The organism is Halomonas sp. BC2 (assembly GCF_002078115.1).
Classification (GTDB): domain Bacteria; phylum Pseudomonadota; class Gammaproteobacteria; order Pseudomonadales; family Halomonadaceae; genus Vreelandella; species Vreelandella stevensii.
The window spans coordinates 13,513-26,742 of sequence record NZ_LFGT01000020.1 but is presented as its reverse complement, the minus strand read 5'-3'; the positions used below and the strand labels follow the sequence as shown (position 1 = coordinate 26,742).

At 60.3% G+C, this 13,230-nt stretch carries 12 protein-coding genes; 5 read left to right on the top strand and 7 right to left on the bottom strand.

The annotated features are described in order from the left end of the window. The 4 genes from acnA to B7L71_RS12370 all read right to left on the bottom strand — a co-directional run. The coding region (acnA, locus tag B7L71_RS12385) for an aconitate hydratase AcnA (protein ID WP_081138343.1) at nucleotides 1–2,080 on the bottom strand (2,080 nt) is incomplete at its 3' end. 32 nt (nucleotides 2,081–2,112) lie between these two features. Continuing rightward, nucleotides 2,113–3,240, bottom strand: coding sequence for a bifunctional 2-methylcitrate synthase/citrate synthase (prpC, locus tag B7L71_RS12380; protein WP_081138341.1), 1,128 nt, complete (start codon nucleotides 3,238–3,240; stop codon nucleotides 2,113–2,115). A gap of 57 nt (nucleotides 3,241–3,297) precedes the next feature. Then, a complete protein-coding gene (gene prpB, locus B7L71_RS12375; RefSeq protein ID WP_081138339.1) occupies nucleotides 3,298–4,200 on the bottom strand; it encodes a methylisocitrate lyase in 903 nt (300 codons plus the stop codon). A gap of 4 nt (nucleotides 4,201–4,204) precedes the next feature. Continuing rightward, nucleotides 4,205–4,951: a GntR family transcriptional regulator gene (locus B7L71_RS12370; protein ID WP_081138337.1), complete on the bottom strand. Its 747-nt coding sequence runs from the start codon at nucleotides 4,949–4,951 to the stop codon at nucleotides 4,205–4,207. Between the two features lie 252 nt (nucleotides 4,952–5,203). Between B7L71_RS12370 and pabB the strand changes: the two genes are divergently transcribed. Further along, the gene (pabB, locus tag B7L71_RS12365; RefSeq protein WP_081138335.1) at nucleotides 5,204–6,562 is read left to right on the top strand and encodes an aminodeoxychorismate synthase component I; all 1,359 of its coding nucleotides are present in this window, start codon (nucleotides 5,204–5,206) and stop codon (nucleotides 6,560–6,562) included. Between the two features lie 133 nt (nucleotides 6,563–6,695). Continuing rightward, nucleotides 6,696–7,316, top strand: coding sequence for a phosphoadenosine phosphosulfate reductase domain-containing protein (locus B7L71_RS12360; protein ID WP_016914367.1), 621 nt, complete (start codon nucleotides 6,696–6,698; stop codon nucleotides 7,314–7,316). 115 nt (nucleotides 7,317–7,431) lie between these two features. Here B7L71_RS12360 and cysB read toward each other — a convergent pair whose 3' ends face one another. Next, a complete protein-coding gene (gene cysB / locus B7L71_RS12355; RefSeq protein WP_081138333.1) occupies nucleotides 7,432–8,406 on the bottom strand; it encodes an HTH-type transcriptional regulator CysB in 975 nt (324 codons plus the stop codon). Between the two features lie 335 nt (nucleotides 8,407–8,741). Between cysB and trxA the strand changes: the two genes are divergently transcribed. Beyond that, nucleotides 8,742–9,065: a thioredoxin gene (gene trxA / locus B7L71_RS12350; RefSeq protein WP_081138331.1), complete on the top strand. Its 324-nt coding sequence runs from the start codon at nucleotides 8,742–8,744 to the stop codon at nucleotides 9,063–9,065. A 57-nt stretch (nucleotides 9,066–9,122) separates the two neighbouring features. Here trxA and B7L71_RS12345 read toward each other — a convergent pair whose 3' ends face one another. Further along, entirely contained in the window at nucleotides 9,123–10,235 is a 1,113-nt protein-coding gene (locus B7L71_RS12345) for an AI-2E family transporter (RefSeq protein WP_081138329.1), read from the bottom strand. Between the two features lie 208 nt (nucleotides 10,236–10,443). On the opposite strand from B7L71_RS12345, the gene B7L71_RS12340 reads away from it, so the two are divergent. Next, nucleotides 10,444–11,292 (top strand): SIMPL domain-containing protein, encoded by an 849-nt coding sequence (locus B7L71_RS12340; RefSeq protein WP_081138327.1) that lies wholly within the window; start codon nucleotides 10,444–10,446, stop codon nucleotides 11,290–11,292. Here B7L71_RS12340 and serS read toward each other — a convergent pair. Beyond that, nucleotides 11,234–12,511, bottom strand: coding sequence for a serine--tRNA ligase (gene serS, locus B7L71_RS12335; protein ID WP_016914373.1), 1,278 nt, complete (start codon nucleotides 12,509–12,511; stop codon nucleotides 11,234–11,236). The genes B7L71_RS12340 and serS overlap by 59 nt on opposite strands. Before the next feature lie 202 nt (nucleotides 12,512–12,713). On the opposite strand from serS, the gene B7L71_RS12330 reads away from it, so the two are divergent. Beyond that, nucleotides 12,714–13,230 (top strand): CRISPR-associated endonuclease Cas3'' (locus B7L71_RS12330; RefSeq protein WP_081138410.1); only part of this gene is annotated, 517 nt, incomplete at its 3' end.

Genomic DNA, 13,230 nt, shown 5'->3' with positions numbered 1-13,230 from the left:
GGTCGCCGCGATGGGTGGCGTAGGAGTTGAAGTCCTCCTCCGGCAAACCCATGGCGTGGAGATACTCGCCCGCGGCGCTGTCCATGAGGATGGCATTGGACGGCGACAGGTGATCCGTGGTGATGTTGTCCGGCAGGATGGCCAGCGGGCGCATGCCTTTCAGCCCCCGCTCCCGGGCCATGTTGCCCTCCCAATAGGGAGGCCGCCGGATATAGGTGCTCTGCGGGCGCCACTCGTAGAGGGGGCTCACCTGAGGTCCGACACGCTTGTCCAGGTCGAACATGGGAATGTAGGTTTCACGGAACTGCTCCGGCTTCACCGACGCCTTGACGATGGCATCGATTTCGCTGTCTTCCGGCCAGATATCCTTGAGAGTGACCGGATTGCCCTGGGCGTCGTGACCCAGCACGTCCTGCTCGATATCGAAACGGATGGTGCCCGCAATGGCATAGGCCACCACCAACGGCGGCGAGGCCAGAAACGCCTGTTTGGCGTAAGGGTGGATACGCCCATCGAAGTTGCGGTTACCCGACAGCACCGCCGTGGCATAGAGATCGCGACGAATGATCTCCTCCTGGATACTCGGCTCCAATGCGCCGGACATGCCGTTGCAGGTGGTGCAGGCGTATGCCACGACGCCGAAGCCCAGCGCTTCCAGCTCGCCCATCAGCTCGGCTTCTTCCAGGTACATCTTGACCGTCTTCGACCCCGGAGCCAGCGAGGTCTTGACCCACGGTTTGCGGGTCAGGCCAAGGCGGTTGGCGTTTCGGGCAATCAGGCCTGCCGCCACCATGTTGCGCGGGTTGGAGGTATTGGTGCAGCTAGTGATGGCCGCAATGATCACCGCTCCATCGGGCATCCTGCCGGCGGCCTCCTCTTCCCGAGCCTTGTCCAGCCCGACGGCAATGCCGCGCTTGGCAAGCTCCGTGGTGGGCAGGTGGGCATGGGGGTTGGAAGGCCCCGCCAGGGTACGCGTCACGCTGGACAGGTCAAAGCGCAGGATGCGCTCGTAGACAACCTGCTTCAGGTCATCGGCCCAGAGCCCGGTATGCTGGGCGTAGGCCTTCACCAGGGCTACCTGCTCATCGTCACGGCCGGTCAGCTTGAGGTAGTCGATGGTCTGGTCGTCGATATAGAACATCGCCGCCGTGGCACCGTACTCCGGGGTCATGTTGGAGATGGTTGCCCGATCTCCCACCGACAGCGCGTCGGCACCTTCCCCGAAGAACTCCAGATAGGCGCCGACCACGCGCTCGCGGCGCAGGAACTCGGTAATTGCCAGCACCATGTCGGTGCCAGTGATACCGGGCTGCAGCTTACCCGTCAGCTCGACACCCACGATATCGGGCAAGCGCATCATGGAGGCGCGCCCCAGCATCACGCTCTCGGCTTCCAGCCCCCCGACCCCCACGGAGATCACGCCCAGCGCGTCCACCATGGGCGTGTGGCTGTCGGTGCCCACGCAGGTGTCCGGGTAGGCCACCTGCACGCCCTGCTCATCCGGGCGGCACTGCACCACCGGAGACATCTTTTCCAGGTTGATCTGGTGCATGATGCCGTTGCCGGGAGGAATCACGTCGACGTTCTCGAACGCCAGCTTGGTCCAGTTGATGAAGTGAAAGCGGTCGTCGTTACGCCGATCTTCCACCTGGCGATTCTTCTCGAAGGCGTCCTTCTCGAAACCGGCGTGCTCCACGGCCAGCGAATGGTCGACGATCAGCTGCGTCGGCACCACCGGGTTCACCTTGGCAGGGTCACCGCCCTTCTCCGCGATGGCGTCGCGCAGCCCGGCCAGGTCGACCAGCGCGGTCTGGCCCAGGATGTCGTGACACACCACCCGGGCCGGGTACCAGGGAAAGTCCAGCTCCTGCTTGCGCTCGATCAGCTGTTTGAGGGCGTCGGTCAGCAGCGCCGGATCACAGCGCCGAACCAGCTGCTCGGCCAGCACCCGAGACGTATAGGGCAACTGGGCATAGGCACCGGGCTGAATCTCCTCGACGGCCTGGCGTGTATCGAAAAAGTCCACTGGTGCGCCCGCCACCGACACATTCGGCAGCGGTTTGCGATAATTCGTGTTCATGATGCCTCTCACTTGGTCACAGAGCCAAACGCCTAGTCACGGGCTTCAATGGGCACCCATTCGCTCTTCTCCGGGCCGATGTAGTCGGCGCTGGGGCGAATAATGCGGTTATTGGCACGCTGCTCGAATACGTGGGCGGCCCAGCCGGTCAGCCGCGACATGACGAAGATGGGCGTGAACAGCTTGGTCGGAATATCCATGAAGTGGTATGCGCTGGCGTGGAAGAAATCGGCATTGCAGAACAGTTTCTTCTCCCGCCACATGACCTCTTCGCAACGTACCGATACCGGGTAGAGCACGGTGTCGCCGACGTCGTCCGCCAGCTTCTTCGACCACTCCTTGATGATCGCATTGCGCGGGTCGGACTCACGGTAGATGGCATGGCCAAAGCCCATGATCTTCTCTTTGCGCTCCAGCATGCCGAGCATCTCCTGCTCGGCTTCTTCGGGCGAGCGCCAGTGCTCGATCATCGCCATGGCCGCCTCGTTGGCGCCACCGTGCAGCGGACCGCGCAGGGAGCCAATCGCCCCGGTGACACAGGAGTGCATATCCGACAGCGTCGAGGCACACACCCGTGCGGTGAACGTGGAGGCATTGAATTCGTGCTCGGCATAGAGAATCAGCGAGACGTTCATGACCCGAGCATGCAGCTCGGAAGCGGGCTCACCACGCAGCATGTGCAGGAAGTGACCGCCCACCGAGTCGTCGTCGGTCTGGGTGTCGATGCGCACGCCGTCGTGGCTGAAGCGGTACCAGTAGCAGATGATCGACGGCAGCACCGCCAGCAGCCGATCCGCCACGTCCTGCTGCTGATCGAAGCTCTCTTCGGTTTCCAGATTGCCCAGCATGGAGGCACCGGTACGCATCACATCCATGGGATGGGCGTCCTTCGGAATCTGCTCGAGCACCGTCTTCAGGGCCTCGGGCAGCCCACGCAGACCTTTCAGCTTGGTGATGTAATGATCGAGCTCCGCCTGATTGGGCAGTTTGCCCTTGAGCAGCAGGTACGCTACTTCTTCGAACCTGGCTTTCTCAGCCAGCTCCTTGATGTCGAAGCCGCGATAGGTCAAGCCGGAACCAGTTTTACCCACGGTACACAGCGCCGTCGAGCCCGCACTCTGCCCACGTAATCCTGCACCTGCTAGCGGTTTATCAGCCATGGTAGTCTCCTGACGTACTCAGTATTGTCACTGTTATTAGATGTGTTGCCTGCGCACTCAAGCGTCTTTTTGTTCGGCGAACAGCGCATCGAGCTTCTGTTCGAAATCGTGGTAATTCAAGAAGTCGTACAGCTCATCGCGGGTCTGCATGGTGTCGACCACCTCGCGCTGATGGCCATGCTCCATAATGCTCTGGTAAACCTTCAGAGCTGCCGCGTTCATGGCGCGGAAAGCCGACAGCGGATAGAGCACCATCCGGCAGCCGACGTCCCCCAGCTCCTGCTGGCTGAACAGCGGCGTGGCGCCAAACTCGGTGATATTGGCCAGAATCGGCGCATTGACGCGCTGGCAGAAGGCGCGATAGTCGTCGAGGGTATGCACGGCCTCGGCGAAGATGGCGTCGGCCCCTGCTTCCACACAGGCGTTGGCGCGCTCGATGGCGGCATCGAGCCCCTCTTTCTGGAAGGCATCGGTGCGTGCAATGAGATAGAAATCCGGATCCAGCTTGGCATCGGCCGCAGCCTTGATGCGGTCCACCATCTCCTGCTGGGAAACGATCGCCTTGTTGGGGCGATGACCGCAGCGCTTCTGAGCGACCTGATCTTCCAGATGCACGGCGGCGACTCCGGCGCGCTGCATCTCTTTCACGGTGCGCGCAATGTTGAACGCGCCGCCCCAGCCGGTATCGATATCCACCAGCAGCGGAAGCTCCGTGGCAGCACAGATGCGATGTGCATCCTCGACCACGTCGTTCATGGTCGTCATGCCCAGATCCGGCAGGCCGAAGGAGGCATTGGCCACGCCGCCGCCGGAGAGGTAAATGGCCTGGTGCCCCACGCGTTCAGCCATCATGGCCGTATAGGCATTGATGGTACCCAGGATGGGCAGCGGGCGCTGGGCTTCCAGCGCGGCACGAAAGCGCCCACCGGGGCTCAGGCGAGAAGTGGATGAAGCGGTCATGACATCAGCTCCTGTCTTCGGTTGTTGTTTGTTGTTCAAGAATGGCGGCGTAGCGGTCTGCCACGTTCGCCCGTGACGCGCTGACATGGCGACGCATCAACAGCTCGGCCAGCTCGGCATCGCCGGCCTCGATGGCATCGACAATCCGGTGGTGCTCCACGAACGCCCGCTGAGGGCGGGTACCGCTGGCGCTGAACTGCGTGCGATAGAGGCGCACCAGGTAGTAGAGGTCGTCACACAGCAGGTTCATCAACATTTTATTGTGACTGCCCTGAACGATGCGATAATGGAAATCGAGATCGCCTTCGCGCTGGTAATAGGCTTCCCCACGCTTGAGGTCGCCTTGGCTTTCGTGCAGCGCCAGAACGTCTCGCAGCCCCTGGATTTCCTCGGCAGACATGTGCTCGGCCGCCAGCCGCGCCGCCATGCTTTCCAGCGCCTCGCGCACGTCGAAAAGCTCCAGCAGCTCTTTCATGGAAAGCTTGACGACCCGGGCGCCCACATGGGGCACGCGCTCGATCAATCGGTGGGCCTCGAGGCGCCGCATGGCCTCGCGCAGCGGCCCCCTAGAGATACCGTAGGTCTTCGAAAGCCCAGGCTCAGTGATTTTGCTGCCAGGCGCCAGTTCCCCACGGACAATGGCGCTTTGCAACTGGTGAAACACACGCTCGGCCAGTGTGCGTACTTCTGGCGAGACGACGTCGCTGGCGTCGCCGTCCGGTAGTGGTGAAGTGGAAGCAAGTAAGGTCATGGCTAATTGTCGACAATTAAGGGATGATGAAACTTTAGCCCTCCCCCTTTCTGACGTCAACCTCGGAAAATAAGCGTTTTTATTCATCTTTCGTTGCACGCCTGACGAGACCTCCTGCGCAAATGTCTACAATCTCTGTTACGGGCCCCTCTCACCGCCCGCTTACGTGAGAACCCCGTCGATAATCGCGACTGGTGTCCTCGACGTCAGCGCCCTAAAATGTGGCGCCCTATCCGGTTTGGCGTTTGCTTCATGACAACGGCGTTGACGATCTCCGCTCTGCCCTATTTCTCCGCCCCCCTGGACACCTTTGCCCGCTTACGGCAACGGCCCGGGGCGGTGCTGCTGGACAGCGGCCGGCCCGTGGCCACCAGCGGCCGGTATGACATTCTGAGCAGCGACCCACTGGCCACGCTGGAAATCTGCGCAGATCATCAAGCACATCTCAGCTCTTCTACGCTAACGCTACCGGCGCATATTGGCAGTGACAGTACAGCGCAACAGCAGTGGCTGCTGGAACAGCTGCCCGTGCCCACCCTCGACAGCGAACTGCCCTTCCTGGGCGGTTTGATCGGCTACTGGAGCTACGACTTGGGCCGCCAGGCCTGTTCAGTACCCAGCCAGCACCCGCCCGCTACTCAGCTGCCGCTGGCCCGCCTGGGCCTGTATGACTGGTGCATCACCTTTGACCATGTCACCCAGCAAGCCTGGCTGGTGGCCAGCGATGCGCGCCGTCGAGAGGTGCTGGCCTGGCTGGAAGAAGCCCCGCCAGCAGGCGAGCCTTTCACGCTGACACAGCCGTTCAAGGCCCAGCTCAACCAGGCCGAATATACCGAGCGCTTCGAGGCCGTACAGCGCTATATCCGCGCCGGTGACTGCTACCAGATCAATCTTGCACAGCGCTTCTCCGCCCGCTACGAAGGGGATGAGTGGCAAGCCTATCTGCAGCTGCGACGCGCCACACCGACGCCTTTCTCGGGGTATATGGCCTGGCAGGGCCAGGCAGTGCTGTCGCTGTCGCCCGAGCGCTTCATTCAGTGCCGTGATGGCCGCGTCGAAACCCGCCCCATCAAGGGCACCAGGCCCCGCGGCGAAACGCCCGCAAAAGATCAGGCGCTAGCCGAGGAGCTACTCAACAGCACCAAGGACCGGGCCGAGAATGTGATGATCGTCGACCTGCTGCGAAACGACCTCGGGCGAGTCTGCACCCCCGGCTCGATACGCGTGCCGCAACTTTGCCAACTGGAAAGCTACCCCAACGTGCACCATCTGGTTAGCGTCGTTCAGGGAGAGTTGGCGCCCGCACACTCACCGCTTTCGGTGCTCACGGCAGCCTTCCCCGGCGGCTCGATCACCGGCGCGCCCAAGATACGCGCCATGCAGATCATCGATGAGCTGGAACCCTGCCAGCGTAGCGTCTATTGCGGAAGCCTGGGCTATATCGACATCCGTGGCAGCATGGACACCTCGATAGCCATTCGCACCATGGTGGCCGATCACGGTAGCCTGAGTGTATGGGGCGGCGGCGGACTGGTCGCCGACTCTCAGGCAGACGAGGAGTACACGGAAACCCTCGACAAGATCCGCCATCTGATTGGCGCTCTGGAATGAACCAGCACTTTGGAATAAAAAAGAAGCACTGTTACATCAGAAAGGAATATAAAACCCAAACCAAACGGTATTGGGGCACTACACAGGGCTTTGGTAGCCTAATGGCATCGCACGCTTTTCAACAGGAGGCAGCATGTCCTCAGCTCTCGAAGCCATTCATCAAGAGTACGCCAACGACCCGCAAGGGTTAATCGAGTGGGCGTTCCGTCAGGGCGAGCGCCCTATTTGCACCACCAACTTTCGCCCTTTCGAGGCCGTGATCCTGCACATGGTGACGCAGGTTCGCCCGGACATTCCTATCGTCTGGATGGACAGCGGTTACAATACCGAGGCTACCTACCGGTTTGCCGACGACGTGATTCGACGACTCGACCTCAACCTGGTGAGTTTTTTACCCCAGCGCACCCGCGCCCACCGGGAAGCCTTGGACGGCCCCATGCCGGGCATCGACGACCCGCGCCATGCGGCGTTCACTCAGGAAGTAAAGATCGAGCCGTTCGAGCGCGCCCTGGCCACCATGCGGCCCGACATCTGGTTCACTGCCCTGCGCGCCGAAGACACGCCCGAGCGAGCCAGGATGCAGTCCGTTAGCCGCAACAGCGACGGCCTGCTGAAAGTGGCGCCGCTACTGAAGTGGACCGCCAAGGACATGTACGAATACCTGCAGGCCCATGACCTGCCCAACAACTTCGACTACTTCGACCCCACCAAGGTGGAAGAGAAACGCGAATGTGGGCTGCACCTGCAGCATTGATATTGATATAGCCACCTGACGAGTTCACCGCCCTGTTCACCACAACATAAAGCGGTGAACGGGGCGGTGAGTAGGTGGGTGAGTTGGTTTATCAACCCTGAATCACTGGCCTCGCTCAATATTCGGGGAGTTCGACACCTTCGAACAGCGCGTGCTCATGGCGAGGCCCCGCCGTGAGCGCTTCGTCCACTCGGTCGCGAGTCAGGTGGGGAGCAAACCGCGCGAGGAAGTCATACATGTAGCCGCGCATGAATGTGCCACGACGAATGCCGATCTTGGTGGTGGAGCTGGCAAACAAGTGGCTGGCGTCCAGCGCCACCAGATCGTCATCCTGGGCAGGGTCCACCGCCATATGAGCCACGATGCCCACTCCCATGCCCAGGCGCACATAGGTCTTGATGACGTCGGCATCAGCGGCCGTCAGCACGACGTTAGGGGTCAGCCCCTTGGCCTTGAAGGCATCGTCCAGCTGCGAACGCCCGGTGAAGCCAAAGACGTAAGTCACCAGCGGATACTCGGCCAGCGCCTCGAGGGTCAGCGGCCCTTCCAGAGAAGCGAGCGGGTGCTCCTTGGGCACCAGCACGCAGCGGTTCCAGCGGTAGCAAGGCAGCAGCACCAGGTCGGTAAACAGCTCCAAGGACTCGGTGGCAATGGCAAAGTCCGCCTGCCCTTCACTCACCATCTGGGCAATTTGTTTGGGCGTACCCTGCTGCATGTGTAGCGCCACGTCAGGATACTTGAGCGTGAACTCGCTAATGATCGGCGGCAGCGCATAGCGGGCCTGGGTATGCGTAGTAGCGATGACCAAACTGCCACGGCGCTCGTCGCTGTGCTCCTGGGCGACCTGCTTGATGTTTTCGGCAAGCTTGAGCACTTGCCCGGCCAGCTCGATGATCGACTGGCCAGCGGGGGTGACACGCGTGAGATGCTTGCCACTGCGAGCAAAGATCTCCACGCCCAATTCGTCTTCCAGCAGGCGAATCTGCTTGGAAACACCTGGCTGAGAGGTAAACAGGCTCTGGGCAGTTGCTGACACATTCAGGTTATGTCGATTGACTTCCCAGATATAGCGAAGTTGCTGTAGCTTCATATCCTCACCTAATGTTCGATGCCGGGAAACGCCCCAAACGCCCCGCGCTGCTGCCACTGCGTACCTGCCCGATGCTCGGAGCATGACGCTCTACGAACACAATTGTGAATAAAAAAATGATCTATAATTCCCATATAGTATAAAAAAACAGCGCTATCAGCATCCATTAATTTTTTCTATTTCAGCGCAAAACGCATCTGGAATTTGCCAGCATCCGCCGTGACCGCTAACATCTGGCAACTTGGCGCGGTGAAAGAGCGCTGGTAAATCGCGTATAGACTGTTGCTCCATCTGAGGCAACGTAACTGCAAGAGCAACGCAAACGGGAGAAGCAAATGGCTAACAATGTTGATGTCACCAACGCCAATTTTGAGCAAGAAGTCCTCAACGCCGAACAGCCTGTCCTGCTCAAATTCTGGGCCCCCTGGTGCGGCCCATGTAAAGTCATGGCACCTGTGGTCGATGAAGTCGCTGCCGAGCGCGGCGACAATCTGAAAGTCGTCAGCGTCAACGTAGACGATGCACCGGAAATTGCTGCTGAGCAGGGTGTACGTGGCGTGCCCACGGTCATGCTGTTCAAATCGGGCACCAAGGTCGCTTCGCTGGTCGGCGCGCAATCCAAGTCGCAACTGACTCAGTTCATCGACCAGAACGTCTGAGCACTTCCAATCACCGCTGGCCTCGCCAGCGGTGATTGCCCCTCTCGCCGCCTGCCCCTACTGCTCCTGCTTATCCCGCTTCAGCGGTGGCCGCCGCGCATCGCCCGGCTGAAGAGTCGAACGGCGCTGCTTGCCAGGCCCTAACAGGTGCGCCATCCAGCGCGTTTGTGGATGACTGTCCAAGGCAATCTTGAGCGTCATGGTCAGCACCACCGACAGCAACATACCCGCCGCGCCGAAGATCCAGCCCCATACCACCAGGGAAAGAAACGCCACAAAGGTGGATAGCCCCAGCGCCTGCCCCATGACCCGCGGCTCGACCAGATTGCCCAGAATGAAGTTGATGACCAAATAGGCCGACGCCAGCATGAACGCCTGCAGCACACCGCCATCCTGAGACACCAGCAGCAGCAAGACAGGAGGAATGGCCGCCAGGGCAGAGCCAATGTTGGGAATGAAGTTGAGGGCAAAGGCCAACACCCCCCAGAGCAGCGGAAAATCGACCCCTACCATCAGGCAGGAAAGCCACACCAGAACACCAGTAGCCAGGCTGATGGCCGTTTTCACGGCCAGATAACGCTTCAGGGTCAAGCTGAACTCGCTGAAACGCTTCAGGCTGGGCGCAGGGTTTTCCAGGGCGCGCGAGACCTTGTCACGAAAGTGCAGCGTCTCGAACAGCATGAAGATCACCAACAGCGCCACGATGGTGCCCTGCATGAACAGTGAACCCAGCTCGCCCAGCAGCATGGCAACCCATGAGCCATCGTCTTCCATGGCAAACACCGAGCTCAGCTGCTCCGGGTTGATCGCCAAGCCATGGGACGCCAGCGTATTGAGCAAATTCCAGTAATGCTCGTACAAGCGCGCCTCGATGTCCGGCAGCGCTTCCACGAAAGTGCCGAAGCTGTTGACCACCAGCAGGCCAATCAGGGAAATGAAGGCCAGTAGCACCAGCAGCGTCAGCATGGCTGCCGTACGCCGACTCAGCCCCCAGCCATGCAGCCACTGCACTGGCGACGTGCACACCACCGCAATGAACACCGCCAATAGCAAAGGCACCAGCAGATCAGCACCTACTTTCATTCCGGCAACGATGACCACCAGCGCGGCCAGCGCCAGGGTAGCGTTAAGTGGAATACTGCGATAATCCTCATCTGACAACTTCGACATAGCCCGATCCTTAGCATGTTATCCCTACATAATGGCTGCTGGCGTGACAATGCACAAACCGTGCACCTATTGAGAAAGACGTCAGCACGACTCATTAGCCTGTGAACTTTCCGTGTATCTCTGCTTCAAAAGCTGCGGGCAATGACCCAACACTCACTCTCACAACACACTCACAACACATTGGCTCTCTCAGCAAGGAAGTGACCCCATGAACACCCAGCTCAACTCCGTCAATCGGCTGCGCCACCCTGTCAAACGCTTTCGTCATGGCGTGCTGGGAGGCGCCCTGCTCGCGCTATTGGTCGCCCCCATCAGCCAGGCGGCCCCCCCACCCTCTGGCGTCTTCGTGCAAGCGCAGTCGTGGGTCGAAGTCGAGCCCGACAAGGCGACGCTCAGCGCACGCCTGTGGGAAAACACTCCTGCCGTGTCTGCCCTGGAAGACACCCAAAGCGATGAGCTGAGCGGCGCTCGGCAGCGCCTGGAGCAGCGCGCCAGTGAGCTGATTGCGGCCATCGAGGAAGCGGGCATCAAGCAGCGCGCCATCACGGCGGGCTCGCTCAACGTCTACCCCGAGTACGTGGCAGGCCCGCGTAGTGACGATGGCGAGCAGGAGAACCTGATGCGTACGCGTCTCGAACGCCCGTTCAGCGTCGAACTGGCTGACGTAGAACAGCTGGGGGATGTGCTGGACGCGCTGATCGGCGCGGGGGTCAATGCCCTGGATGGCGTGCAGTTTGACCTGCACGACCGCGACGCCGCTACCGATGAGGCATTGACCAAGGCGCTGGAGAAGGCCCGTCACAAGGCCGATCTGATGGCCACCACCCTGGGTGTGGAGCTGGGCCATGTCCAGCGTATCGAAGAGACCCAGGCGCCCATCTTCCAGCCACGCATGATGGCCATGCGCGCCGAGAGTGACGCCGTGGGTAGCGGCTCAGCCAGCGACTATCGCCCCGGCACCATTCGCATCGATGCTGGCGTGAACGTCGAGTGGGCCATTACAGGGCAAGACGCTCCTGACCGCCCAGATAGCGCTGAAGAGGCGCCGGCACGCTAATCGAGCCATCCGCCTGCTGGTGGTTCTCCAATACCGCCAGCAGGCACCGCCCTACCGCCAACCCAGAGCCGTTCAACGTATGCAGCAACAGCGGCTTTTTCGAATCCGGGTGGCGGTAGCGGGCCTGCATGCGACGCGCCTGGAAGTCTTCGCAGTTGGAGACCGACGAAATTTCCCGATAGGTGTTCTGGCTGGGCAGCCACACTTCCAGGTCGTAGGTTTTCGCTGCCCCAAAGCCCATATCCCCTGTGCAGAGCGTCACGACCCGGTAAGGCAGCTCCAGAGCCTGCAGGATCGCCTCGGCATGCTCGCGCATCTCCTCCAGCGCCGCGTAGCTCTTGTCGGGCTCGACGATTTGTACCATTTCGACCTTATCGAATTGATGCTGGCGAATCATGCCCCGGGTGTCGCGCCCATGAGAACCGGCCTCGCTACGAAAACAGGGCGTGTGCGCGGTCAGCTTCATGGGTAGCGCCGACAGCTCGACGATCTCGTCGCGCACAAAGTTGGTCAGCGGCACCTCGGAGGTGGGAATCAGGTGGTACTCTCGCTCATCGTCGAGCTTGAACAGGTCTTCGCCAAATTTCGGCAGTTGCCCCGTTCCCATCAGCGAATCGCGATTCACCATGTAGGGCACATAGCACTCTTCATAACCATGCTGCTGGGTTTGCGTATCCAGCATGAACTGGGCCAGTGCACGATGCAGACGCGCGATCGGCCCACGCATGACGGCAAATCGCGCTCCGGTCAGCTTGGCGGCCAGTTCGAAATCCAGATAGCCCGAACGCTTGCCCAGGTCCACGTGGTCCAACACCTCGAAGTCGAACTCACGGGGCGTGCCCCAGCGGTGCAACTCGACATTGTCGTCTTCGTTCTTGCCTTCCGGCACGCTGTCATGGGGCAGGTTCGGAATACCACTGATGGCATCGTCCCACTCCTCCTGCACCTCAGCCAACTCTTTCTTGGCCTTGTCCAGGCGGTCGCCCAGGTCACTTACTTCATCCAGCAGCGGCTGGATGTCTTCGCCGTTGGCCTTGGCCTTGCCAATCGCCTTGGAACGCATGTTGCGCTCGTTTTGCAGCTGCTCGGTCTGAGTCTGCAACTCACGACGGCGCGACTCCAGCGCCTGCAGTGCCGCTGTATCGAGTTCGAAGCCCCGCCGGGCCAGTTGTTGCGCCGTCGTCTCCAGATCACCGCGCAGCAGTTTCGGATCGAGCATGAGGTATCCCTTGGCCAGAATTCAATGACACGCGCCGCCCAGGGCGCGACAAAGGCAACCATTGTAGGCAAAAGCGCGGACGGGAGCCATGGCCATTGTGCGAGGGAAAAGCGGACATGAAGATTGTAGGCGTTTGGCTATAGCAAAACGCTGCATTTTAAAGCTAAGGTAGTGCAAAGCCTCACCATACTGAGCAACCATAATGACAACATCTGCCACTTTCTACTACGCACACTCGCTTCCCGAAACAGGCAAGGAAGCTTGGCAAACACTAGAAGATCACTTGCATTATGTCGCTCGTATGGCTGCAGCCCGTGCTGAACGCTTCGACATGGCAGAAGCAGGATATGCAGCAGGCCTGTTACACGATTTAGGTAAATACAGCACGCCTTTTCAACGGCGGCTGGAAGGCTCTCCAGAACGTGTCGATCACTCTACTGCTGGCGCTATTGTCGCGAAACAACGCTTCAAAGGAGGGGTCGGCGATCTACTTGCCTACTGTATTGCAGGTCATCATGCAGGGCTTGCCAATGGCCGTGATTCAGGCGAACGCTCCCCGCTTAGTGAACGCCTTAAAGCGGATATCCCTGCGCTAGATAACGCCTGGCAAGATGCGCTTACGCTTCCAAAAGAGCTACGTCCTTCTGGTGCATTTACCCAACGTCCAGAACGAGGCTTCTTTCAGCTCGCGTTCCTCACCAGAATGCTCTTTTCATGCT